The organism is Bacteroidia bacterium (assembly GCA_041391665.1).
In the GTDB taxonomy this organism is placed as follows: domain Bacteria; phylum Bacteroidota; class Bacteroidia; order J057; family J057; genus JAGQVA01.
The window spans coordinates 2,170,452-2,194,588 of the sequence record JAWKNO010000001.1; the positions used below are offsets into that span (position 1 = coordinate 2,170,452).

A 24,137-nucleotide genomic window follows, 5' to 3' on the forward strand; every position below is an offset into this window, starting at 1 on the left:
TTGAGGAAATCTGTTTGATTATCATAAGCTCGATTTCTCATGAAAAAGTTCTGGCTGGTTTTCGTTTATAGTATTTGTCTCATTGTGACCCTTTCTGCCCAACCCCAATGGGTACCGGTGAGTCCGTTTGGTGGAGAAATCCGCAGTGTATGGCAGGTAGGCAGCGATTTGCTCGTCGGCACGGGTGCAGGCATTTACAAAAGTACAGATGGCGGGCTTACATACAAAGAACATTCCCGCGGGATACCTTCCGGTGACATCATTTCACTTTTTGCTTCCGGAAATACTTATTTTGCATGTATCCGCGACAAAGGCATTTACACCAGTACCGATGGCGGCATAACCTGGGCACTTTCGCTTAAAGGCGGCTACCTGCGGCAGGATGGGTTTGGCAGATCCGATATTCAGCAGGTGGGCAATAGCGTATTTGTGCGGGGATACAACGTGGATAGCCTGTATTTTACCGACAACGGCGGACAAAGCTGGACTTCAAGGAAAATTGACAATAGCTTATTTAACAATACGTATTCCGCGGGAAACAGCCTGTTTGCTTACAGCTTTAATGCTTTGGGGGCGCAGGCCGGTCTTTACCGTTCCGATAATCAGGGGCAAACCTGGAGCTTAAGCGCTGGCGGAATGCCACCCGGAACTTTTATCGCCTCCGTGCTGACCATCAATGATACCCTGTTTGCCTTAAATAAGCACATTTGGCGGTCCGTTGATGGTGGTGCCAATTGGGTGCAAATGACTACCGATACCCTTAAAACCCCCACTTACAATAATACCTTCAGTCCGGAATGGTTTACCTATGATGGCACTTATATCTGGGGGCAAAACGGCGGCAACGCAGATCTTACGCTGGCTCGCTGGAAACAGGGAGATTCGGGCTGGAAGCCGGTTAATAGTGGCCTTAATTCACTGGGGAATACTCATATCATCTATTCGCATGGAGGAAAAACCTACCTTAGCCGAAAGGAGGGGCTGTATTCTACCAGTCAGGCTGCCGTGAACTGGACTTTGGCACCCCTCACCGGACTGAATGCCATCCCCGTCAACGATATTTTCGTGGAAAACTCCCTCGCACTTGCAACCAGCGCCCCCCAGTTTCTGACTACCACTGACCCCGGTACACAATGGACGCAGAAAAACCCGGTCAATATAATTGATGATCAGCCTTTTTACAGTATCGCAAAAATAGGTGGTAATTATATTTTGGGCGTTAAGGATGTATTTGGAGTACTCGAAACCTATGCCTCCACAGACCAGGGAAATACCTGGACAACAGCCAGCAGTAATGTGTATGATATCGCCCCGGCAGCATCATTTTTGGTTAGGGGAGACAGTCTGATTATTTACGGTTCGTATGGCGGAACACCGGCTGCGTATATTGCCGGAAATACAGGCCAAAAGATACAAGATATCAGCAGCGGTCTTTTTGGTTGGTCATTTGATGATGGGGTTCCCTCCATGACCGTACACAAGGGCGATTTGTATTGTGTGATTACAGGTTTTTCCAGTCCATTTACTAAAATCAGGAAATGGAATTTCCCATCCGGAACATTTTGGGAAACCGTAAAGGAAAAGATTGACAACCAGTTTTTTGGTGCTTACGCCATCTCTTCCTGGAAAGATAAACTTTACCTCGGCATGGCCGGCGGAGGCGTGAAAGTATCGGATGACGACGGCGCCTCATGGACTGACTTGAATGGCGGACTTTCAGGTGAGACGCCTAATGCATTTCAACCAGCGGGAGATTCCCTGGTGATGGCTACCGATGCGGGTGTATTTTTGCTGAAGTCTGGAAATAACACATGGGAAAACCTTTCGGAAAATCTACCGGTAGGCAATATCCGCAAAATTCAGGTTTCCCCCTGGTATATCTGGGCTTTGACAGAAAATGGAGGCGTATGGCGTTTGCCCCGCTTTGCAGGGGTGGATGTAGATGAACTTTCTTCGCTGGAAGTGAATTTTTACCCCAACCCCGCAAAAGATATCCTGACAGTGGAACTGCCCTTCGCGTCATCCGCTACTTTTACACTTTTGGATATCCAGGGAAAAAGGATCCATCAATGGACATTTTCCGACACGAAAATCACCTTAAATCTGCCTCCTCTGGATGCAGGCGTTTATCTGTTAAAGATCGAGCAGGGAGGGCGGAGTACCGTGAAGAAAGTCGTCATGGGCGGAAATAACCGATGATTTTTGTATCTTGCGACAAAGCAGGATATCATGGGCGAAAAAGCACTGGCAACCTACGGCATCAAAGAATACCTTAGTTTTGAAAAAGAAGCCGAAACTCGGCATGAGTTTCACAACGGGGAGATTTTTGCCATGGCGGGAGGGACATTTAATCATGGCCTGATCGGACTTAATATTGGCATGGAACTAAGTCTTTTGAGTAGGAAAGCTGGATGTACAGCCGTAAACGGCGATGTGAAGATCCGGATCGAAACTTCCAATCGTTTTCTATATCCTGAGGCATCTGTGATCTGTGGGGAGGTTGAATTCAGCAAAGACGATCCGAATGCCATAATCAACCCTGTACTCATCGCAGAAGTGCTTTCCGAGTCTTCGGAAGCCTACGACCGGGGCGCAAAATTTATGTACTACCAGCAGATTCCATCTTTCCGGGAATATATCCTTATTTCCCAGCTTTATCCGGTGGTTAATATTTTTTACAAAAAAGACGATGCGATATGGGAAATGCAGACCATTATAGGTCTGGAGGGGGAGTTTGAGATTCGCACTTTGGGCGGCATTGTGAAGATGTCAGATCTTTACCGCAATACCCGCGACCTCACCGACCCGTTGGCTTAGCCCCTTATCATTTCCACTATCTATACTACTATGATTAAGTTTTGTCTTTTGATGGCACTATGCCTTTTCTTTGCTGTTTCCGTTTTTTCCCAGAGAAATAACAACTATTTTCCTGTACAGGTAAAAACAGAAAACGGAATCATTGAAGGCGATTACGATGTGCAGACAGGTATGCAGTTTTACCGTGGCGTTCCTTTTGCAAAACCACCCGTAGGCGCACTTCGCTGGAAAGCGCCACAACCTCTGGAAAACTGGGAAGGCGTACTTTCTACCAAAAAATTTGCCCCTAGACCTGTGCAGGGAGTCGTCTTCGGCGATATGAGAAGCCGGTCAGATGGCCTCAGTGAAGATTGTCTGTACCTCAATATCTGGACTCCCGCCAATCGAAATACCAAAAACCTTCCTGTGCTGGTGTATTTCTTCGGTGGAGGTTTTGTAGCCGGTGACGGTTCTGAGCCCCGCTATGATGGAGAAAGTATGGCAAAAAAAGGTATTGTAGTTGTTACGGTTAATTACCGGCTCAATATTTTTGGATTTTTTGCACATCCTGAACTGAGTGCAGAAGCACCTTACAAAGCATCCGGAAACTATGGACTCCTCGATCAGCACGCTGCGCTGCAATGGGTACAGCGCAATATTGCAGCATTTGGCGGTGATCCTAAAAAAGTGACCATTGCCGGAGAGTCGGCAGGTTCTATTTCTGTGAGTGCACAAATGGCGTCGCCGTTATCCAGAAATCTGATAGCCGGTGCAATTGGTGAGAGTGGTGCGGGGATTCATCCCACACTTGCTCCGGTACCTTTGGCCGAAGCCGAAAAAACCGGGCTGGAATTTGCCCGGAATGCAGGGTATCCGACATTGGCTGAGCTTCGCGCACTAAGCACAAAAGAGGTTTTTGAAATCTATCAGGAGTCCCGGAGGTTTGGTTTTCCGACAGTGGTCGACGGTTATTTTTATCCCAAAACCATTCCGGCAATTTTTACAGCTAAAGAACAGGCCATGGTGCCGTTGCTGCTGGGATGGAACTCTGCCGAGATACCGGGAATCGCTTTCACCCAGGGACTTCCATTGACTGAAGAAAACTATGTAAAAAAGGTAAAAGAAGCGTATCCTAAAGAGTTTGAAACTGTATTAAAATTGTACCCTCACGGTTCTGAAAAAGAAATTGAATTGTCTGCCACGGCACTTGCTTCGGACGGGTTTATCGCATACAGCACCTGGAAGTGGTTTGACTTACATCGGAAAAACAGTGATCAGCCTGTGTATCGGTATTTGTACAGTAAGTTGCGCCCGCCGCTGGCTGATCAGGGGTTTGTTTCAGGCCTTGCAGGAGGAACCGTAAAAAAGGATGCCGGTACACCTTCGGAGCCAGCCCCGGTCGGCGCGCCTCACGCATGCGAAATCGAATATTGTATGGGGAATTTGCACCTGGTGTATGAATATGCCTGGACGGAAGATGACTATCAAGTTTCAGAAACTATGATGAGTTACTTTGCCAACTTTATCATTCACGGTAATCCCAACGGAAAAGATCTTCCCGACTGGCCGGCAGCTCAAAAAAATGACCCCAACCCCGATGTAATGGTGATTGATGTAAAATCACAGTCCGTAAAAGCCAAAGATGATGCCCGCTATTTGTTTCTGGATAAAGCTTATGGGAATAATTAACCCTATGTAATTGTAGCAAGAACCTTACGTTCACGAACATTCGGGATTGATTGTGAATGGCGTTTCGCTTAGTATTGAAACTCTCATGGGAAACGATATGTCCAAAATTCGGGTGGCTGCTTTTGACGATCATCCTGCTGTACGGCAGATGCTGGAATTGCTCATAGATGCGCAAGAGGATATGTTATGTGTTGCCGTATGGCCAGATACCCGCGAACTGATGGCCCGGGTGGAAAAAGCCGCAGCCCATGTGATTGTCATGGATATATCTATGCCCGTTATGGACGGAATCGAAGCTGTCAGGCATATCAAAGCAAAATTTCCGGCTCAGCGTATTCTGATGCAAACAGTTTTTGAAGATGAGGAAAGAATCTTTGAAGCGATCTATGCAGGCGCTTCGGGATATATCCTGAAAAACTCCGGCAACGATGCGATTATCCAGGCAATTCGCGACGTACATGCCGGAGGTTCACCCATGACCCCGAGCGTAGCTGCGCGGGTGTTGGAAAAATTCAGGGTGACCAAACCCGAAACCCCCGATACCGAAGACTATCAGCTCTCTTCCCGTGAAAAAGAAGTGCTTGCCCTGCTTGTGGAAGGCCTTAGTTACAAAATGATTGCCGGTAAACTGGAAATCAGTTTTCACACCGTCGATGCCCATATCCGCAAAATCTATGAAAAACTTCACGTCAGAAGCATGGGCGAAGCCGTGAGCAAGGCTATCAGGAAGAAGATTGTGTAGGGGGTTACCAACTTAGTGCTTCTGGTGCGGTTGAAAAAAGCTCGTTTAGTTCGGGTATATGATTATGTTGGCGTTTCATTTCTGCCCATACAGTTGGATGAAGTTCTTGCTGGATATTTTGAATAAGCTCTGCTGTTTTGCTGGATTGGGCCAGATTTCGCTCGATAATATATTCTCTCAGACGAGCTTTGTAATTCCCATATGCAGATTTTCTAGCCCTGACCAAATCATCCCGAATATTAAGTTTTAAAATCTGGATAGTATAATAGGCTCTTTGGTATGCTTCGGATTCCTCATCCTCCTCTATTTCAGTGAACATAAAAGAATCGTTGATATCAAGAAAAAGAAAATCCAATGGGTTTTCGTTGCGAGGATTTATCAAAACAGGATCTCCTATTGGGGGAGGCTGTTTTCTCACTTTCTTTAAGGAATACTGAGAAGTTAAGTTTAATTGTTCTCTTGATTCTTTTTCGAAAATTGCAAATTTATTGCTTTTGGGTGAGTTACATGGGCCACATGCCAGCAAAAAATTATTCCATACGAAAGTCTTCTCAGGGAAGATCACTTTTGGGAAGAAATGCTCAATTTCATCGGCATAAGAGTCCTCACAATAATGGCAACGTCTGGCTCCGGAACACATTGCGGCAAGCTTTTCTTTAACTTCCTCAAAAGGATTGTTTTGCTTGCGATGAGGCCAGATTTGCCTGGCTTTTTCTATTCTATCCTCATATAAGGTCAACCTGTCAATTTCAGCCTGGTAGGAAGACAGTGCCTGATTACAAGTTTTAGATAAACTTTGGGGAAATAACCTGGTCATATCAGACTCCTGTTGGCAATATTTTTCTTAACATCTCAAGCTCTGTCAATTCCTGTTTGGAGAGACTGCCTCTAAAAGATTTTTTATTCAAATCCGCAAGCTTTTCCCGCATTTGTGTTGATTTAAAAGAACTGGTAATATTTTCTCCGAAAACCTCAGTACCATAGGCATCAAGTATATTACCATAAACAAGCCGCTGAAATTCTGTGCCTTCAACTTGACCTGAAATATTTTGGGATTCGCTAGCTGCTATCCTCCATATAGAACCAAACTCTGATGCACGACAGATCAACGGACTATGAGTTGTAACTATAAATTGAATTTTTGGGAAATATTTTATTAGCCAATATCCTATTCTTGTTTGCCAGGTCGGGTGAAGATGTGCATCGACTTCATCAATCAGGACAACTCCTTCTAAGGAAATAACTAGGTTGCCATCAGAAGTTTTTTCGAAAAAATCTTCTGTCTTTTTTTCTGGAAAAAAGATGGTCATCTGCCTGATTAATTCCAGCATCAGGCTTAATACAGATCTATAACCTTCACTTAACCAGTCTATAGGTACCTTATCGCCCTGAGGAGAAGTGAAAAATACACCTTCTGAAGATATTTCGCTAAGCTTGAAACCATTAGGTAAAAGAGAATCCTGGTTAATAAAATTTTGCAATCTATCAATAAAATCACCGTCTTTTTGTTTTTCAAGTTTGCGAAATTGAAGCTTACTAAGCCACTCATCTACCATTACATAAGCAACTTCTGATTCAAAAAGTGATATGTGTGCTGCTACCCGGTGATCTACATCAAATAGTTTGTTGTACTGCGAATTCCCTCCTGTCAATCGCCGGAATGGGCCAAAAGAAGCTGAGAACCACTCATAGGTTCCTCTCCATAATCGACTTTGCTCTCCTTTAGTTCCACTGAAGAAAACTTCTCCCGCTTCCGAAGAGAAAGTTAATTCCAGCGTTTGTGGTTGTTTCGGAGGTATGTTAGCTTTTTGGGCTTCTTCTGTACTTGGGATGAGATCAATTTGTATGCTTCCCTTGGTTTGCCCAAGTCTAAGGAAGCGTTTTTCATTATAAAGGAAAGATTTAAACCTTCCCGGACCACAAAGACAAACAGAAATTGCTCTTAGTATTCCTGTTTTTCCTGTCCCATTGTCTCCAATAATCACGTGCCAACCCGCATATTGTGGAAACTCCAAAGAGAAATGATGAATTGATTGGATATTTTCCAGTGTAACATTTTTAATGTACATGCTATTGAAGTTTAGTATAAGACCTTCCCATCACTAATTATATAGTAAAAATACAAAATGTAAACAATTATTTATATAAGCCTTGGCCATCATTATATGTGTAGTTTTTATTCCTCATTTGAATTCCAACCTGCATTCTGTAAATTGGGAGTTTTCGTAAAAACTACGCATGAACGAAAACATTCAGACAGCAATCGTACTACTGACCGTGGGGATGATTACCATTTTTGTGGTGTTGTCCCTGGTGGTCCTTTCCGGAAACATACTGATTAGACTGGTAAATCGCTATTTTCCTGAACACGCACCTCCCCCTCAATCTGCCTCTCTTCCTTCAGCCGGTTCTGCCATTCCCCCCAATACCCTCGCGGCTATCGTTGCTGCGGTGGATATCGTCACTGGCGGTAAAGGAAAAGTTTCTGCTGTAAAAAAAGAAATCTGATCATCGCCTATTTTTTTATACCCTAACCCTTCCCTGAGATATTATGTCAAGAGAAATAAAACTCTGCCTGGTGTACCGCGATATGTGGCAGTCGGCAGGCAAATACGTACCTCGTGTAGATCAACTCACCCGTGTAGCAGGCCCCATTATTGAAATGGGTTGTTTTAGCCGTGTAGAAACCAATGGTGGTGGATTTGAGCAGGTAAATCTGCTGTTTGGAGAAAATCCCAACCGCTCCGTGCGCGAATGGACCCAGCCTTTCAATGACGCGGGCATTCAAACGCAAATGCTCGAACGTGGGCTTAATGCTCTTCGCATGACTCCCGTCCCTGTTGACGTCCGCAAGCTGATGTTTAAAGTAAAAAAACTTCAGGGTACGGATATCTCCCGGTCCTTCGACGGACTGAATGATCCGCAAAATATTAAAGACTCAATCCGTTACGCAAAAGAAGGCGGAATGATCGCCCAGGCTGCGCTTTCCATTTCTCACTCCAAAGTTCACACCGTGGACTATTACCTCAACCTTGCGTTTGACCTGATTGAGGCCGGCGCTGACGAAATCGCTATCAAAGATATGGCAGGTGTCGGAAGGCCCGCTTCGCTTGGGAAAATTGTTGCCGGAATCAAGAAAAAACACCCCAATATTCTCGTTCAGTATCATGCGCACTCTGGTCCGGGTTTTTCTGTAGCATCCTCTCTGGAAGTTGCCCGCGCAGGTGCAGATATCATTGATGTCGGAATGGAACCGCTTTCCTGGGGTACGGGGCACGCAGATTTGCTGACGATTCATGCCATGCTGGAAGATGCCGGGTTTTTGGTCCCTCCGGTAAATATGGAAGCATACATGGAGGTGCGTACGCTCACTCAGGAGTTTATCGATGACTTTTTGGGCTACTATATCAGTCCTTCCAACCGGTTGATGAACTCGCTGCTCATCGGCCCCGGTCTTCCCGGCGGGATGATGGGCAGTCTTATGGCTGACCTCGAACAAAATATTTCCAGTCTCAACAAATGGCTGGCTAAAGAAGGAAAACCTGCGATTACAGAAGATGGTCTCCTGATTATGCTGTTCAACGAAGTGGAGCATATATGGCCGATTCTGGGCTATCCGCCACTGGTTACACCCTATAGCCAGTATGTAAAAAACCTTGCGCTCATGAACGTCATGCAGATGATCAAGGGAAAAGAGCGCTGGTCCATGATTGCCGACAATGTCTGGGATATGTTGCTGGGCCGTACCGGCCAGTTGCCTTCACCTCCCGGAGAGGAGATCGTCGCCCTTGCCAAAACGCAGGGAAAGGAGTTTTTCAAAGGCCACCCGCAAGATTTGTATCCCGATGCGCTGGATAGTTTCCGCGAGGAAATGAATAAAAACGGCTGGGACTACGGACAGGATGACGAAGAGCTTTTAGAACTGGCCATGCACCCTGAGCAATACCGGAGTTATAAATCAGGTAAGGCAAAAGCCGAATTCGAAGCAGACCTCGCCAAACGAAAAGCGCCTGTAGCTGAAACCCCATCTACCCCCAATGTTCCTGCTGTACCCTTACCACCGCAACAGTTTTACCAACCCAAAACCATGCACATCAATGTGAACGGTGAAAACTTTGTGGTCGCCGTATCTTATGATGAAACTCCACAGCCGCCGGCAAAAGAAGTTCCCTCCGGCAATCCCGTTTCTCCGGAAAAAACTGTTTCCAATGGTTCTGCCAATCATACAGATCTGAAGGAAATTCTGGCTCCTTTGGAAGGCAAATTCTACTTTACCAAAGAACCTTCAGACAAACCGGTAAAACCCGGAGATCAGGTAAATAAAGGTGATGTCATTGGTTATATTGAATCAATGAAAGTGTATAATGCCATATCTGCGGACAAAAGCGGGAAAGTCGTGGAGGTGTGTGTGAGCAATGCCGCAGCCGTGGACGAAGACGATGTACTGATCAGGATTCAATAAGCATGGAATTATTACACAAACTCTGGGAGATGACCGCCTTTGGCGAGTTATTTTCTTCTCCGGGAACAATGCTGATGCTGGTCATCGGTTTTGGTTTATTGTATCTGGGAATCGGAAAACAGTACGAACCCTTACTGCTCGTACCCATCGCTTTCGGATTATTACTTGCCAACTTTCCCGGCGGCAATATGGGCGTAGTACCTTCTACTGAAGAAAACGGGATCATGCACATGACGCTACTGGAGATTGCCAAGGACTATGGCATCATGAATTTTGTCTATTATGCCCTGATCAAAACAGGTTTTCTCCCTCCGATTATTTTTATGGGAGTGGGAGCCTTGACAGACTTTGGTCCGATGTTGCGAAATCTGCGTCTCGCATTTTTTGGTGCGGCTGCGCAGATCGGCATATTCACGGTTTTGTTTGGTGCACTGGCCGCTGGTTTCAGCTTGAAAGAAGCGGCTTCAATGGGCATTATCGGAGGTGCAGACGGGCCTACAGCCATTTATACGACGATTATTCTGGCACCGCACCTCCTGGGGCCTATTGCTATTGCTGCGTACTCGTACATGGCGTTGGTGCCTGTAATCATTCCTTTGGTCGTGCGGTTTACGATGAGTAAGAAGGAGTTGCAGATCAATATGAAAGAGATGGACCGGCAATTTCCCAGTCCCAGGCCGATCAAAAATCTTCGGGCAGTGAAGATTTTATTTCCGGTTGTATTAGGTACCATCGTCTCCTTGCTGGTGCCTTCTGCCGTGCCACTGGTGGGTATGTTGCTATTTGGAAATCTGGTGAAGGAAATCGGTACTACCACAGAAAGACTTCACGATGCAGCTTCGGAGCCCATTATGAATGCCGCTACAATATTTCTCGGGCTGTCAGTGGGGGCTACGATGACTGCCGAGGCATTTCTCAATTACAAGACGATTATGATTGTGGTGGGCGGATTTCTGGCTTTTGCGATTTCCATCGCCGGCGGCATTTTTGCAGTGAAAATCTACAATCTGTTTTCCTCAAAAAAGATCAATCCGCTGGTTGGCGCTACCGGGCTGAGTGCCGTGCCAATGGCTTCAAGAGTGGCAAACGAACTGGCATTAAAAGAAGATCCTTCCAATCATATTTTGCAGTATGCGATGGCAAGCAATATTTCGGGTGTGATTGGTTCTGCTGTGGCTGCGGGGGTGTTGATTTCCTTTCTGGCTTAAAAAACAGCTATTTTCCTCTAAAAAGTACGCCAGTAAGTCATTGTTGATTTACTGGCGTATAATTTTATTATGCAGGCGGGTTTTGGCCTTACACGAAAAGGGCTATTTTTTTACTTTAGGTGCTTTTTTCCACCCGGTATACATCTCACTGTCCAGATCAAAAACGAGGAATAATTTTTCACTCTTTTTGAACTTGTGGCTCTCTTCGAAAATACAATCCACGCTGTAGTTGTTTTCAATGGTATGTTCCTCCCATGTACCATCATACAGTGCCATGTTGACGACTTTCAGATCATGTTCTCCCACCGGAACAGAAACCTTAAAATTCCCTCCTTTTGTCTGAGGCGCTTCCTGTGATTCCCCGGCCATTTCACCATCGATATATACAATGCATTTGGTATTGTGGTCATACCCGGGCTCAACGTTCAGGAATTTGAAGTTGACCGTTAGATCTGCTTTCTGAGCAATAGCAAATGAACACAAAAACAGGGTAATCAGTAAAATGCTGGCTTTTTTCATAATCGTAAAGATGAATAACCTTTTAAATGAATATTACAATTTTGGTACATAACACGAAGCGTCAAATGTAACGGGATTTCGGAGATTTTCAAGAGGAATTGATCCAGCCTGAAAAATATTTTTTCGCATCAGACACACATATAATCCAAAAATGTAAGCTGTGATACTTTTGTGATCTTTTGGTGAAAAACCTGTGAAACCATATTCGCAGTTTTGTAAGCAGGAAGACATACGGATCATACTCCGGCTTCTAATTTTATCCTCCATTAAAACCTGGAAATACATGAAACAACTGATTTATCTCTGGTTTATTCCCACGCTTTTGCTTTCTGCATGTATCGGGGATGATATTATTTTTGATTTTGTCGGGGCGTCTGTAAGAATTTCCAATCCGCTCGACAGCCTGGCTACAGGAGACACTCATACTTTTGAAGCTGTTTATTTCAACGAGGTTGGAAATGAAGAACCCGCAGTATTTAGTTGGAGCAGCCGCTCGCCTGATATACTTTCGATTACAGAAGACGGAATTGCCACTGGCGTAATGGAAGGAAACGCTGAGGTGAGAGTATTGGCATATCAGGGAGATGATATAGTTGCTGCTGACAGTTTTTCCGTTGTGGTAGGTGGGAAAACGGTAGTTTCCGGCGGATCGTCCCGTACCGGTACTATCAAAACAACCAGCAGCTATTTACTTCAGGGAAGTTTTGTGCTAAGTCAGCAGGGGCAAAATCTCGTGCTGGAATTGGGCGATGACTACGAAGCATCCACTGCACTTCCGGGGTTGTATGTTTATCTGACCAATAACCCCGGCACAAATGTCGGTGCGCTGGAAATTGGGGCAGTGAAAGTATTTAAAGGCGCACATTCTTATATAATCCCTGAGCCTGCCCAGCTTTCCAGCTACAAATATGTACTCTATTATTGTAAACCCTTCAGCGTCAAAGTCGGTGACGGTGAAATCAAATAACATAACATGAAGACCCGTATTTCTTTTCTCATCATGACAGCAGTCTTCGGCATTCAGGCTGTTTTTGCCGGGGGCGGATGGCCACAGGAAAAGGGCCATGGATACTTTAAGGTTTCTCAGTGGTGGCTTATCTCCAATCAACATTTTACAGATGTCGGGCAGATTGATCCCAATGTAACCAATAAAATATTTAACACCAGTTTTTACGGTGAGTATGGCATCACGCCACGGCTTACAGGGATAGTCTATGCGCCATTTTTCAGCAGGGCATTATTTAATAATATCCGGTCAGGAACAACCAGCGAAATCCTCGTTCCCGGTGAGGCGATCAACTCATTTGGCGATACAGATGTGAGTGTCAAATATGGATTAACGCCTAAAAAATCTGTGGCCGTAAGTGCTACGCTGACCCTGGGGCTTCCTTTGGGAAATTCACGCGGCGGATCTCAGGGCAATCTGCAGACCGGCGATGGCGAGTTTAACCAACTGATACAGATCGATGCCGGAAAATCTTATAAGCTTTTCGGGAAAAATGCCTACGCCAATATTTACGCAGGATTCAATAACCGCACGGGCGGGTACTCTGACGAATTTCGTTTTGGCGCGGAGACGGGGGTGCAGTTGTTTGACAACCGGCTGATAGCACTGGTGAGGGTGTATGGGGTAAAATCCTTCAAAAACGGAACCCTTGCCGATGCCATTACCAGTACCAGTATATTTGCCAACAATAGCGAGCATATTACCATTTCTCCGGAAGTCGCCTGGAAATTTGGTAAAAACTGGGGGGTATCTGCTACCGCAGGCGGAGCAGTGTATGGTCGGATTATTTTTGCCAGCCCTGCCTATTCTGCCGGAGTATTTCTGACTATTTAATACATTGGTCTGATCGTCCAATCGTTTCCCCTAAGGCTTGTAAATCGCTTGAAATTCGGTTACTTCGGATAACCGTATGCGTATCATCAGTATTATTGTCAAATATTTTTGGGTCGTGATGCTCGCCGGTCTGGTGGCAGGGCTCCTTTGGCCTGTATATAGTCAGTCTTTGATGCCACTATTGGAGCCGGTACTGATTTTCCTTTTGTTTCTGGTTTTTCTGAAAACCGACTTTCTGGAAATCCTCAGTGGTATCAGCAACTTTCGGCTGATGGCCTATATTTCGGTTATGTTTTTAATCGTGATGCCTGTTGGCGTATTTTACATGGCAAAGCCATTTGATCCTCAGCTGGCAGCAGGTTTTCTGTTATTGACTGCAATGCCTTCGGGTACGGCAACGCCGGCACTTACCGACCTGATGAAAGGCAATGTCGGGCTCTCCATGAGTGTGGCGATTATTACTTCATTGCTGGCACCGGTTACGGTCCCGCTGCTTATGTGGGTCTGTTTGGGTGCTGAAGTCGAACTCAATCCTTTTGATTTGTTTCGCAAGCTGGGATTTTTAGTCTGTTTACCATTGGTTATGGCAGCGGTTGTCAAACGTATTTCTCCCGCACTGATCACCAAAACCAAACCCTGGTACTCTTTCGTGAATGTGGTTATTTTTGGGGTATTTGTGTATGCAACGGTGGGTTCGCAGCAGGCGGCTATTCTCAAAAACCCGTTGGATCTTGTAGGACAAGTTGTCGCTCTGTATATCCTGTTTGGATTTCTTCATCTGGCAGGCTATCTCATGGGCTGGAAACTGGCTCCCAGAGACCGCCTTACCATTACGATTTCCCGTGCTTATATGAATAATGGTATGGCGATCGTACTTGCTGCCCGGTTTTTTGATCCGGCAGTTTTGATACTGATGATACTCTCGGAGTTTCCATGGAATACTTTTCCCCTTCTGCTTCAAAAGATAGCTCTTCGCAACAAATGGATATAAGTTGCTGATATGTTCTGTTAGGTGGGGATAGATTTATGGCAATTCCCAGGGCTTCCTGTATTTCGGTTTCACCAGCGCGCTGGCCGCTTTATTTCCGCCAAAGCTCCGCTTCTCTTCATCCCACTCCAGCCGCGACCCCGTGCGATAGGCAATATTTCCCATATGCGCATAAAACGCTGCTGCATATCCGTCTTCCACGGTACAGGCCGGGCTTGTTCGGTTCCTGACAGCATCAATAAAGTTGGCCGCATGCTCCGCATGGTAACTGTTTTGTCCCTGCTGCCGGGGCCTAGTTTCTATAACATCTTTACCCTCCCGGGTTTCCGGATATATCTGCCAGCTTTCCCGGTTTACCACCAGGGTCCCATTCTCGCCCATGAATGCAATCCCATATACTCTGTCATACTGCTCGCGCTGTATCCCGCCATTGTGCTCCCATGTCAGGGTAAATCCGTCCATTTCATACAATACATCCAATGTATCAGGCGTCTCAATCGCCTGGTTGATGTAATTGTAAATGCCTCCTGCCGCAGACACAGCTTTTGGCGCTCCTTTGACTTTCATTGCCCATAATACAATGTCCAGCAAATGTACGCCCCAGTCGGTCATCAGTCCGCCGCCAAAAGCCCATTGGTGCCGCCAGCCGCCATGAACACGGCTCGCATTGTATGGCTGCGCTGCTGCTGGTCCCAGATACATATCCCAGTCAAAACCTGCCGGTGGTGTTGTATCAGGTACTTTGGGCAGTCCTTTCCCATAGTTAAAATTGGCCCATACCTTTACTCTCCGTATATGTCCCAATTTTCCTGATTGTACAAAATCAACGACTGTCTGCCAGTGTTTTCCGCTGCGCTGCTGTTGACCGACCTGAACAATCCGGTTGTATTTCCCCGCAGCTTCTGCCATGACCCTGCATTCTTCAATAGAGTTGGCCATGGGTTTTTCCACGTATACATCTTTCCCTGCTTCACAGGCATGTACCATCTGAAGACAATGCCAGTGGTCAGGCGTGCCGATGATGACGATATCTATGTTTTTATCGTCGAGCAATTTGCGGTAGTCAGAATAGTTTGCAGGCGTTTTGCCTGTCAGTTCTCCGATCTCTTTTGTCCTGTCTGCCAAAACCTGACTGTCTACATCACAAAGGGCGGCGCACGCCACTCCGTCAATTTTAAGGTGGTTTTTCAGGTCAAAGGCACCCATTCCCCGACAACCAATCAGACCCACACGCAGGATGTCAGAAGGCGCAACTTTTTGTATTTTCCGGGGAAATGCGCGCATACCCAGCAACGAGACTCCTGTCAGCGCAACGCCAGAGCTTTGGATAAATTTTCTTCGCGAGTATTTCATGATTCCTTATTTCAGATAAAGGAAATTAACAAAAAAATCCTTGTAAATTTATTCTCGTAAGAATTTGCAGAAACCCATTCTATGAGAAACCTGATCTTGTTGTCCCTGGTTAATTTTCTCTTTATTTCCCCTATCCTGAGCCAGAATCAGGAGGTCTTCCCTGATAGCGCTTACGCAAAATATACCTGGCAATCCTTTGTGAAAATGCCTCAGCTTAAGGATACGCTGGATTGGGAGAATGTGGACTACAGCCTGTTGAATGCCGCCGTTTTTTTCCTTACCAATAAGTCCCGTGAAGAAAACCGCAGGAAACCGCTCGTATTTTCGCCCGCTCTCCGGGATGTGGCAGATTACCATTCATCTCAAATGGCTCAGTACGAATTTGTGGATCACTACAACCGGCGAAACCCAGCATACAGTACGCCTGAAAAGCGGGGGAAACGGTTTAAGGTGGACGTGATTGCGGAAAATGTGGCCAGTTCGTTTTTATATGACTATAAGTCCGGCACCAATTTTTACCGTGCGAGCCGGGGAGATAGTTTCGATTTTTATGATAATGATAACCGCCCTATCTTGCCACATACCTATTTGGGTTTTGCTACTCAGATTGTCAATGACTGGATGTCTTCCAAAGGCCACCGCTCAAACATTCTTCACCCGGGGTTGCATACGTTGGGTTGTGCGATCAGAGCAGGGAAAAATGATATGGCGGAAGGAATGATTCCGATGGGATACGGGACGCAAAATTTTGGACTATAACAGATTGATCTACTACTATGAATTTTCGTATTGAACGTCTTTGTCTGAGCCTTTTTTTGCTACTGGCGGCTTGTGCTAACTCACGGGAGAACGCACCCGATGAAATACGCAATATCGTGTTTATCATTGGCGATGACCACGCAGCCTATGCCATTGGGGCATATGGCAACCGCGATATTCATACGCCGAACCTCGACCGGCTTGCCAATGCCGGAGTAATGTTTCGCAGTGCCTACGCCAACGCTCCGGTTTGCAGTGCTTCGCGCCAGTCTTTGCTTACCGGCCGTTATCCACACGCAGCCGGCGTTACGCTGCTTCGCACCCCGCTGCCTGATTCACAGATAACCGTTGCCGAACACCTCAAAACCTTCGGCTACCATACCGCGGCCATTGGCAAAATGCATTTCAACAATCAGCTTTCCCATGGATTTGATACGCTGATTGAGCGAAAAGCCTATCAGAAGTACCTTGAGGCAAATCCTCCGGCTCCTGTACCTGATTCTATTGCAGTCAGACCTCCCTGGCATCCGTTTCGGGATCATGCCCGCGTCTGGCTCAACTCGGAAGCATTGCCTTCGGCTTATGCTGATAAAGATGATATCGGAACCTTTTATGCGCATGAAGCCAATAAGTTTATGGAGGCCAATAAGGACAACCCCTTTTGTATGTGGGTGGGGTTTCACGAACCGCATTCTCCTTTCAATTTCCCGGTAGAATTCAGAAACAGATTCCAGGGAAAGGATATGAAACTTCCCCAGGGTACGGAAGAGGACGATCAGTGGATTCCTGAAGTGTTTGCAGACCTTACCGATGAGGAAAAAAAGGGCATTATTGCTGCGTATTATACATCAGTAGAATATCTGGACAAAAATGTGGGCATTATTCTCGACCAAATCGAATCACTCGGTCTGGTGCGAAATACCATGATTGTCTATATCGGCGATCACGGCTATTTGCTCAATCATCACAAACGTTTTGAAAAACATATGATGTGGGAGCCTGCGGTTCATGCGCCAATGATCATTTGCGCTCCCGGCCACTTCCCTTCGGGTATTGTCATAGATCCTTTGGTAGAATTTGTAGATCTCGTACCAACCTTGCTCGAAGGATTGGGAAAACCGCCGATGGAAACCGCTCAGGGAAAGAGTATGATGCCACTGATCATGCAAAAGAGCTCGCTTCACAAAGATTATATTTTCTCCGAATTTCTGTCCGACAACAAAGCCATGGTGCGGACCAAGGAGTGGAAATATATTTTTAGCACCGGCAAACGCGATCTCGGGCAGGGCTATGCAACCGGAAACCCACCACCAGGCATTACGCATCGCCTGTATGATCTGGCTGCAGATCCAAATGAAACCACTAATCTGGCTGGTAAACCTGACTACCAGGGCGTACTGGGCGAAATGCAGAATATCATGATTTCCCACTTCCGGCGTACGCATCCAAATGCAGCAAATGTACCGGAGAGTGATTCTGCCGAAACAGAACTAGCTGCGTTCTGCGAACCACCGGAAGGGGATGAAGATCCTGATACTCGTTAATCATCAACCCAGGGTAATGCGTTTGCCATCCTGGGCAATAGATTGATAAATCGCCTCAATGATTTTCATATCGCGGAGACCTTCTTCCCCCGATATGTTGTGGTCAGCTTCGCCGGTTTTCAGGCTTCGGGCGACGCCGTCCATATGGGCAGCCTGCTGGTTGATTCCCTGTATCTGCATAGGCCCGTCGCTGGTTTCGCCTTTCAGGCCGCTGTAGCTATACACCGGGCGAATGTCAAACCAGCCATTTTCAGCAGCTGCATATAATCGCTGAATATTGGAGTTGTAAGTGGTTCCACAGTTGGCGACAGCACCGGAGGGGAATTCCATCTGCCAGAAGATGGTTTCATCTACTTCCGCAAATTTGACCGGATCGGTTTTGTATTCCCGTGCCGTGACGGCAATCGGTTCTTCATTGGTAGAATACCGCGCCCCCTGGATGACATAAATGCCCACGTCCATCATGGCCCCTCCACCTGCAAGATTTTTGCGCAGGCGCCATTGCGTAGGGTCGCCGATGCGAAATCCAAAACTAGCTTCCACAATCTTTATTTCCCCATAGACTTTTTCCTTAGCGATACGCATGGCTTCCATGCTAAAGGGATCGTAGTGCAGGCGGTATCCAATATAGAGTTTTCTTTTTGCGGCTTTACAGGCAGCAATCATTTGTTCGGCCTCTGCAACACTTACGGCCATAGGCTTTTCGCATATGACATGTTTGCCGGCTTTTGCAGCGCGGATGGTATATTCGGCATGCATGGAGTTGGGCAGGACTACATAGACAATATCGATGTCGGGGTTGTCGGCTATGGAGTCAAAATTTTCATAGTTATAGATATTTTTATCGGGAATATTGTATTTGGCTTTCCACTCTTCGGCTTTTGCCGGTGTACCAGTGACGATGCCCGCCAGGTAGCAGTCTTTGGTTTCGAGGAGGGCAGGTGCAAGCTGGTTTTTGGCATAATTGCCGAGACCTACCAGCGCAATGCCGAGCTTTTTCCCGCTTTCATCCTGCGCACAGGCCGAAAGGGCAGAAAGGGAGAGACCAGAGGTAGCCAGGGCAGCCGCTCCCAGCCCCAGCGAAGACTGGCGGATGAAGGTGCGACGGTTGGTAAGATGTTTGGGTGTTAAGTCAGAATTTTTCATAGCAAAGGGAATTAACAGGATATTACAGGATGATTGAAAAGATAAGGTATGCTATTATAATATTTATCATTTGAGAATAAACAATTTTCCTCAAAAAAAGGGCTATATTCGAGATTTTAAGCTGAAGAAACTTTTTTTATACTTGCATTTTTCAGTCCCGGTTATCTATGCCTACTATACCGCCTCCCGGATCATTATCCTCAGTTACGATTGACTGCCCGATTTTTGGCTTTGATGATTTTATGCTGAAAATACTGCTCGTCAAGCGCGATATAGAGCCATCTAAAGGAATGTGGGCTTTGCCCGGAGGATGGATTTTTAAGCATGAAAATACAGATGATGCAGCAAAACGTATTCTCGAAGAAGCTACCGGGGTGCGTGATATTTACATGGAGCAACTGGGCGTTTTTGGCGACGTCAACCGATATCCGGGGGAGCGAATTATTACCATTGGATACACCGCACTGATCAACCCGCATAAGTATAAACTCCGCCATGGCCCCGATGTCAGTGAGGTGCGTTGGTTTGATACAAAAGCTGTTCCCCGCCTTACTTTTGATCACAACGAAATTGTGAAAAGTGCCCTGGAACATCTTAATAAACGTTTTCGCGAAGAACCTATCAGCTTCGAACTACTTCCCCGCAAATTTACCCTTCCCCAAATCCTCAGCCTCTATGAGTCAGTACTGGGCATCGAGATGGACCGCCGTAATTTCCGAAAAAAAATGCTTCAGCTTGACATCCTTGAAAAGCTGGAAGAAAAACAGAAGGGGGTCGCTCACCGCGCTGCGAGTCTGTATCGGTTTGATGAAAAAAAATATAAAGAGAATGGCTTTCGTTTTGTGATAAGAGATGGAAAGTGATCTGGAATGGATGCCAATGGCCAGATATTACGATTCATTCAGTTCAAACCTGAGACTCATTTCTCCCACTTTTACCAAAAAACTTCCTGCTTCCAGCAGTTGATTTCCCTCGCTGTCAGGAAAAGTTAAGTGCTGGTTGGGACGAATAATAAAGGTGCTGATCGTTTCTTCGCCCGGAGCCAGTGTCTTTTTCTCAAAAAAGCGCAGTTGTTTTACTGGGCGGGTAATAGAAGCATATTCGTCAGTGATATACCACAAGATGGTCTCTTTTCCGGGGCGCGATCCTGTATTTTTGATTTTTACCGTAGCCTCAATCACACCATCGGCAGAAACATTTGGGCTGCTGATCTGCAGGTCGCTGTAAGCAAAGGAGGTGTAACTTTTTCCTTCGCCAAATTTCGCCATATGTGTTTCATTGTCGGAAAGCATGCGATAATTGTCCAGATCCATCAGCCGGTGATCATAGGGATAAAAATGCCCTGGCCATGCCGGCCACGAGAAGGGTAGTTTTCCGCTCGGATTTACTTTCCCTGCGATCACTTCTGCGATTGCCTGTGCGCCTTCAAAACCCGGCAGCCCCGCCCAGATAAATGCCTGACATTGCGGATATACTTCCCGGATTACCCGGGGTCTTCCCGAAAGCATGACAACCACAACGGGTTTTCCGGTGGCATGGGCGTCTCTGATCCATTGCTGCTGCCCGGCTTCCAGGGTCAGATCATAGATATTTCCCGAACCTTCCGAATAGGGATCTTCTCCCACAACCACAATGATAGCATCTGCGTGGACTGCGTCGGATGCCAATGACTCTTTAGTTGAAAGTACCACCTCTGTATCGGGATAGATTTTCTTTAAGCCGGTAAAAACAGTGTCCAGATCTTCGGGAAAGATTTCATCTGTATGGGGAATCCAGCGAAGCGTCCAGCCACCGGCCAGCGTTTTTTTCTGATTTGCATGCGGACCACATACCACCAGCTTTTGGATTTTCTCAGGCTGGAGTGGCAGCAGGTGTTGTTCATTTTTGAGCAACACGATAGACTCCCTTGCCGCTTCAAGCGCCACATCCGTATGGGCAGGCGTTTTGATTCTGTCAAAGCGGTCATTGCGGGGATAAGGATGCTCAAATAATCCCAGGTCAAATTTGAGTTTCAGAATACGGGCGACAGACTCGTCGATTCTCGATTCGGAGATGGTGCCTTCTTCCACCAATGCTTTTAATAACCCACAAAAGTCTGTGGTAAAAGGTGTCATAGACATGTCGATTCCGGCTTCAATAGCGATACGCACGGCTTCTTTAGGCGTTGAAGCCACTTTGTGCAAAGTGTGCAGCCGGATGACATCTTCCCAGTCTGTAACGACCACGCCCTTGAAGCCCAACTGTTCGCGTAGTACATGGGTAAGTAGCCGGCGGGAAGCATGTACAGGCACGCCATTGATTTCTGATCCGTTGATCATAAATGTTTTTACCCCCGCTTCAACTGCTGCGCGGAAAGGTGGAATAAAATATTCGTACAATACCTGATCGGGAATTTCCGCCGGTGTGCGATCCCATCCTGATTTGGGTACAGAATAGCCGAGAAAGTGTTTGGCACAGGCGGCCTGCCGGTAAGGTGCTGTTTCCTGATTGTCTTCGATGCCTCTGATCGTGGCTTTGCCCATGACGGCACATACCAGCGGCTCTTCGCCAAAAGTCTCATAATAGCGAGGAAAACGCGGGTCCCGGCCCACGTCAAGCACCGGGGCAAATATCCAGTGATGCCCGAGATCTGCCGACTCTAAGCCCGTGATACGGGCCAGTTTTTCCGGAAATCCGGGATCAAATGTGGCCGCAAGGTTGATGTTGTGAGGGGAAATGGTGCTGTTTTCGATATAGTTTGCGCCATGGACATGGTCAATCCCATAAATGACCGGAATGCCATGGCGGTCGATGCTGAGATTGATTTGCTGAAGGGCGAGTGTATATTCGTACCAGGTTTGAGCGGAGACAGCGATTCCATTGAGAAAGGAGCCGATATGATGGTCTCTGATAAAGGCTGTCGCCTTTTCCGGAGCGAATGAGAAATCATCGCCCGGGCTTCCGTCAGCATTGAGGATAACCTCCTCAAGAAGCACAGAATGTGTGATCTGGGTCATCTGACCAATCTTCTCAGCCAATGTCATTGCCCGAAGCAGGGATTGGATTTTCTCTTCTAGGTATGTGTGTGAAATCGTATTCATAAATCAAATATTGGCTTCCTTGCGAATATACCTGTCCTGTCCCATACCGAAACAACTCCTGATACAACAGGATGGATGGCGAAAAGTGTTTCCGCATATTTCTTAAAAGTTCCTGTAAAAATACCACTATCAGAAATAATCCATGCAGTTACAGGCCATAGATATCGTAATTATTGTCGGATACCTTATTCTGACAATAATCATAGGATTTTATATTTCCAAAAGAGCTTCCGCCAATATGGAATCCTATTTCCTCGGCGGCAACTCCATGCCCTGGTATATACTGGGAATTTCCAATGCTTCGGGCATGTTTGACATTACCGGTACGATGTGGCTGGTGGCGCTGATATTTGTCTATGGGGTAAAAAGTATATGGATTCCCTGGCTGTGGCCGGTATTTAATCAGATATTTCTGATGGTATTCTTATCGATGTGGCTTCGCCGGTCAAATGTTATGACAGGTGCAGAGTGGATCAATACCCGGTTTGGGGACAGGAAAGATGCCAAATTTGCCAACATCATCGTCATTGTATTTGCATTGGTGAGCGTTATCGGTTTTCTGGCTTATGCGTTTCAGGGGATTGGTAAATTTTCCTATACATTTCTTCCCCATTCCATCGAATCTTCAGCTTTTGGTACGATACCATTGACTCCCAATGTGTACGGACTGATTTTTATTGGGATAACGGCCATCTATGTGATTAAGGGTGGGATGTATAGTGTAGTGCTTACGGAGGTGCTCCAGTTTGCTATTATGACAATTGCCTCGATTTCGGTCGGCGTCATTGCTATTTTTTCAGTTTCGCCCGAAACCATACAGGCGATTGTTCCGGATGACTGGCACAATATTTTTTTCGGGTGGAAACTTACCATGGACTGGCAGGGGACGATGGCTTCGGTCAATGATAAAATCGTATCGGATGGCTACGAATTGTTTACTTTCTTTTTTGTGATGATGGTCTTTAAGGGGGTGCTGGTGAGTCTGGCAGGGCCTGCCCCCAACTATGATATGCAAAGGGTGCTCGCTACAAAATCTCCCAAAGAAGCCGCCATGATGAGCGGATTTGTTACTGTTGCATTATTTTTTCCCCGTTATATGCTCATTGCCGGAATCGCTGTCATGGGCCTGGTCGGGCTTCACGAGGTGGGATTTGATCCGATATATAATGCAGCAGAATCAGCTACAGACTTCGAACTGGTACTTCCCTATGTGATAAAAACGTATCTGCCGGTAGGTTTGCTGGGCCTGCTGCTGGCCGGACTTCTGGCTGCGTTTATGTCCACTGTTGCCGCTACGGTTAATGCTGCCCCTGCTTATCTGGTGAATGATATCTATAAAAAATATATTCGCCCCGATGCCACTGAGAAAACCTATGTCAGAATGAGCTATCTCGCCACGATTGCCATTGTGATTATTGGCGTAACTTTTGGCTACGCCACCGATTCGATCAATCAGGTTACACAGTGGATTGTCAACGCGCTCTTTGGCGGTTATGCCATCGCCAATGTGCTAAAATGGTACTGGTGGAGGCTCAATGGTTATGGTTATTTCTGGGGAATGGCAACAGGTATTGCAGCCTCACTGTTACTGCCTTATGTGGACGTTTCATTCATTCCCCTGACTCCTGATCTCGCCAAGTTTCCTATCATGCTGATTATTTCTCTGATCGGATGTCTGGCCGGCAGCTACCTGACCGCTCCCCAGCCTATGGCGGAACTGGTAGAATTTTACAAAACCGTGCGCCCGTGGGGATTCTGGAAACCCGTGCACGATCAGGCAGTGGCAGAAGATCCCGGATTTGTCAATCATTCCTCTTTCCGCAGGGATATGGTAAATGTACTGGTCGGTATTGTCTGGCAAACTTCCATCATTACCCTGCCCGTTTATCTGATACTTGGAAAATATGTATATTTATTTGCAGGTCTGGCGGTTACAGTGCTTGCATCCTGGGTGCTGAAACGCAACTGGTATGACAAACTGGAAGAAAACTGATTAGGAGAGCTACGTTTT

The 24,137-nt window shown here is 46.4% G+C and carries 20 protein-coding genes; 14 read left to right on the top strand and 6 right to left on the bottom strand.

The window, feature by feature from the left end:
- Positions 1-39: 39 nt before the first annotated feature.
- From R3D00_09070 to R3D00_09085, 4 genes are all read left to right on the top strand, one after another.
- Complete coding sequence (locus R3D00_09070; protein ID MEZ4773321.1) at positions 40-2,199, top strand: T9SS type A sorting domain-containing protein; 2,160 nt, start codon at positions 40-42, stop codon at positions 2,197-2,199.
- Positions 2,200-2,202: 3 nt separating this feature from the next.
- Complete coding sequence (locus R3D00_09075; protein ID MEZ4773322.1) at positions 2,203-2,817, top strand: Uma2 family endonuclease; 615 nt, start codon at positions 2,203-2,205, stop codon at positions 2,815-2,817.
- A 30-nt stretch (positions 2,818-2,847) separates the two neighbouring features.
- The gene (locus R3D00_09080) at positions 2,848-4,485 is read left to right on the top strand and encodes a carboxylesterase family protein (GenBank protein MEZ4773323.1); all 1,638 of its coding nucleotides are present in this window, start codon (positions 2,848-2,850) and stop codon (positions 4,483-4,485) included.
- A 97-nt stretch (positions 4,486-4,582) separates the two neighbouring features.
- Positions 4,583-5,227, top strand: a complete 645-nt coding sequence (locus R3D00_09085; protein MEZ4773324.1) for a response regulator transcription factor — start codon at positions 4,583-4,585, stop codon at positions 5,225-5,227.
- Between the two features lie 4 nt (positions 5,228-5,231).
- Here R3D00_09085 and R3D00_09090 read toward each other — a convergent pair whose 3' ends face one another.
- Both R3D00_09090 and R3D00_09095 read right to left on the bottom strand, forming a co-directional pair.
- Positions 5,232-6,044, bottom strand: coding sequence for an aminoglycoside phosphotransferase (locus R3D00_09090; GenBank protein MEZ4773325.1), 813 nt, complete (start codon positions 6,042-6,044; stop codon positions 5,232-5,234).
- 1 nt (position 6,045) lies between these two features.
- The gene (locus tag R3D00_09095; protein MEZ4773326.1) at positions 6,046-7,296 is read right to left on the bottom strand and encodes an AAA family ATPase; all 1,251 of its coding nucleotides are present in this window, start codon (positions 7,294-7,296) and stop codon (positions 6,046-6,048) included.
- A gap of 169 nt (positions 7,297-7,465) precedes the next feature.
- On the opposite strand from R3D00_09095, the gene R3D00_09100 reads away from it, so the two are divergent.
- Genes R3D00_09100 through R3D00_09110 form a run of 3 tightly spaced genes read left to right on the top strand, consistent with a single transcriptional unit; the run spans position 7,466 to position 10,897 of the window.
- Positions 7,466-7,735: an OadG family protein gene (locus R3D00_09100; protein MEZ4773327.1), complete on the top strand. Its 270-nt coding sequence runs from the start codon at positions 7,466-7,468 to the stop codon at positions 7,733-7,735.
- A gap of 43 nt (positions 7,736-7,778) precedes the next feature.
- Positions 7,779-9,689: a biotin/lipoyl-containing protein gene (locus R3D00_09105; protein ID MEZ4773328.1), complete on the top strand. Its 1,911-nt coding sequence runs from the start codon at positions 7,779-7,781 to the stop codon at positions 9,687-9,689.
- A gap of 2 nt (positions 9,690-9,691) precedes the next feature.
- On the top strand, positions 9,692-10,897 hold the full coding sequence (locus R3D00_09110) for a sodium ion-translocating decarboxylase subunit beta (protein MEZ4773329.1): 1,206 nt from the start codon (positions 9,692-9,694) through the stop codon (positions 10,895-10,897).
- A 102-nt stretch (positions 10,898-10,999) separates the two neighbouring features.
- Here R3D00_09110 and R3D00_09115 read toward each other — a convergent pair whose 3' ends face one another.
- Entirely contained in the window at positions 11,000-11,416 is a 417-nt protein-coding gene (locus R3D00_09115) for a hypothetical protein (protein ID MEZ4773330.1), read from the bottom strand.
- A gap of 283 nt (positions 11,417-11,699) precedes the next feature.
- Here R3D00_09115 and R3D00_09120 point away from each other — a divergent pair, with 283 nt between their 5' ends.
- The 3 genes from R3D00_09120 (at position 11,700) to R3D00_09130 (ending at position 14,247) form a co-directional block, all read left to right on the top strand.
- Positions 11,700-12,383 (top strand): DM13 domain-containing protein, encoded by a 684-nt coding sequence (locus R3D00_09120; GenBank protein MEZ4773331.1) that lies wholly within the window; start codon positions 11,700-11,702, stop codon positions 12,381-12,383.
- 6 nt (positions 12,384-12,389) lie between these two features.
- Entirely contained in the window at positions 12,390-13,256 is an 867-nt protein-coding gene (locus R3D00_09125; protein ID MEZ4773332.1) for a hypothetical protein, read from the top strand.
- Positions 13,257-13,332: 76 nt separating this feature from the next.
- Complete coding sequence (locus R3D00_09130) at positions 13,333-14,247, top strand: bile acid:sodium symporter (GenBank protein ID MEZ4773333.1); 915 nt, start codon at positions 13,333-13,335, stop codon at positions 14,245-14,247.
- A gap of 33 nt (positions 14,248-14,280) precedes the next feature.
- On the opposite strand, the gene R3D00_09135 is transcribed toward R3D00_09130, so the two are convergent.
- Complete coding sequence (locus R3D00_09135; GenBank protein MEZ4773334.1) at positions 14,281-15,597, bottom strand: Gfo/Idh/MocA family oxidoreductase; 1,317 nt, start codon at positions 15,595-15,597, stop codon at positions 14,281-14,283.
- Between the two features lie 81 nt (positions 15,598-15,678).
- Between R3D00_09135 and R3D00_09140 the strand changes: the two genes are divergently transcribed.
- Together R3D00_09140 and R3D00_09145 are read left to right on the top strand one after the other, a co-directional pair.
- Positions 15,679-16,356, top strand: a complete 678-nt coding sequence (locus R3D00_09140) for a CAP domain-containing protein (GenBank protein MEZ4773335.1) — start codon at positions 15,679-15,681, stop codon at positions 16,354-16,356.
- Between the two features lie 17 nt (positions 16,357-16,373).
- Positions 16,374-17,900: a sulfatase-like hydrolase/transferase gene (locus R3D00_09145; protein MEZ4773336.1), complete on the top strand. Its 1,527-nt coding sequence runs from the start codon at positions 16,374-16,376 to the stop codon at positions 17,898-17,900.
- A gap of 3 nt (positions 17,901-17,903) precedes the next feature.
- Here the strand turns inward: R3D00_09145 and R3D00_09150 are convergent, their stop codons facing one another.
- A complete protein-coding gene (locus tag R3D00_09150) occupies positions 17,904-19,046 on the bottom strand; it encodes a Gfo/Idh/MocA family oxidoreductase (protein ID MEZ4773337.1) in 1,143 nt (380 codons plus the stop codon).
- A gap of 167 nt (positions 19,047-19,213) precedes the next feature.
- On the opposite strand from R3D00_09150, the gene R3D00_09155 reads away from it, so the two are divergent.
- Positions 19,214-19,909 (top strand): NUDIX domain-containing protein, encoded by a 696-nt coding sequence (locus R3D00_09155; GenBank protein MEZ4773338.1) that lies wholly within the window; start codon positions 19,214-19,216, stop codon positions 19,907-19,909.
- A gap of 27 nt (positions 19,910-19,936) precedes the next feature.
- Here R3D00_09155 and R3D00_09160 read toward each other — a convergent pair whose 3' ends face one another.
- The gene (locus R3D00_09160; protein ID MEZ4773339.1) at positions 19,937-22,126 is read right to left on the bottom strand and encodes a glycoside hydrolase family 3 N-terminal domain-containing protein; all 2,190 of its coding nucleotides are present in this window, start codon (positions 22,124-22,126) and stop codon (positions 19,937-19,939) included.
- Positions 22,127-22,268: 142 nt separating this feature from the next.
- On the opposite strand from R3D00_09160, the gene R3D00_09165 reads away from it, so the two are divergent.
- Positions 22,269-24,119 carry a sodium:solute symporter family protein gene (locus R3D00_09165; GenBank protein ID MEZ4773340.1) on the top strand — a complete coding sequence of 617 codons (1,851 nt, stop codon included), beginning with the start codon at positions 22,269-22,271 and terminating at the stop codon, positions 24,117-24,119.
- The last annotated feature ends 18 nt before the right edge of the window (positions 24,120-24,137 follow it).

Bases quoted from the DNA above. Each gene is read 5' to 3' on its own strand.
- R3D00_09130 (MEZ4773333.1), top strand. From the start codon at position 13,333: ATGCGTATCATCAGTATTATTGTCAAATATTTTTGGGTCGTGATGCTC.
- R3D00_09105 (MEZ4773328.1), top strand. From the start codon at position 7,779: ATGTCAAGAGAAATAAAACTCTGCCTGGTGTACCGCGATATGTGGCAG.
- R3D00_09110 (MEZ4773329.1), top strand. From the start codon at position 9,692: ATGGAATTATTACACAAACTCTGGGAGATGACCGCCTTTGGCGAGTTA.
- R3D00_09165 (MEZ4773340.1), top strand. From the start codon at position 22,269: ATGCAGTTACAGGCCATAGATATCGTAATTATTGTCGGATACCTTATT.
- R3D00_09155 (MEZ4773338.1), top strand. From the start codon at position 19,214: ATGCCTACTATACCGCCTCCCGGATCATTATCCTCAGTTACGATTGAC.
- R3D00_09080 (MEZ4773323.1), top strand. From the start codon at position 2,848: ATGATTAAGTTTTGTCTTTTGATGGCACTATGCCTTTTCTTTGCTGTT.
- R3D00_09100 (MEZ4773327.1), top strand. From the start codon at position 7,466: ATGAACGAAAACATTCAGACAGCAATCGTACTACTGACCGTGGGGATG.
- R3D00_09135 (MEZ4773334.1), bottom strand. From the start codon at position 15,597: ATGAAATACTCGCGAAGAAAATTTATCCAAAGCTCTGGCGTTGCGCTG.
- R3D00_09145 (MEZ4773336.1), top strand. From the start codon at position 16,374: ATGAATTTTCGTATTGAACGTCTTTGTCTGAGCCTTTTTTTGCTACTG.
- R3D00_09125 (MEZ4773332.1), top strand. From the start codon at position 12,390: ATGAAGACCCGTATTTCTTTTCTCATCATGACAGCAGTCTTCGGCATT.
- R3D00_09120 (MEZ4773331.1), top strand. From the start codon at position 11,700: ATGAAACAACTGATTTATCTCTGGTTTATTCCCACGCTTTTGCTTTCT.
- R3D00_09140 (MEZ4773335.1), top strand. From the start codon at position 15,679: ATGAGAAACCTGATCTTGTTGTCCCTGGTTAATTTTCTCTTTATTTCC.
- R3D00_09095 (MEZ4773326.1), bottom strand. From the start codon at position 7,296: ATGTACATTAAAAATGTTACACTGGAAAATATCCAATCAATTCATCAT.
- R3D00_09070 (MEZ4773321.1), top strand. From the start codon at position 40: ATGAAAAAGTTCTGGCTGGTTTTCGTTTATAGTATTTGTCTCATTGTG.
- R3D00_09160 (MEZ4773339.1), bottom strand. From the start codon at position 22,126: ATGAATACGATTTCACACACATACCTAGAAGAGAAAATCCAATCCCTG.
- R3D00_09085 (MEZ4773324.1), top strand. From the start codon at position 4,583: ATGTCCAAAATTCGGGTGGCTGCTTTTGACGATCATCCTGCTGTACGG.
- R3D00_09150 (MEZ4773337.1), bottom strand. From the start codon at position 19,046: ATGAAAAATTCTGACTTAACACCCAAACATCTTACCAACCGTCGCACC.
- R3D00_09115 (MEZ4773330.1), bottom strand. From the start codon at position 11,416: ATGAAAAAAGCCAGCATTTTACTGATTACCCTGTTTTTGTGTTCATTT.
- R3D00_09090 (MEZ4773325.1), bottom strand. From the start codon at position 6,044: ATGACCAGGTTATTTCCCCAAAGTTTATCTAAAACTTGTAATCAGGCA.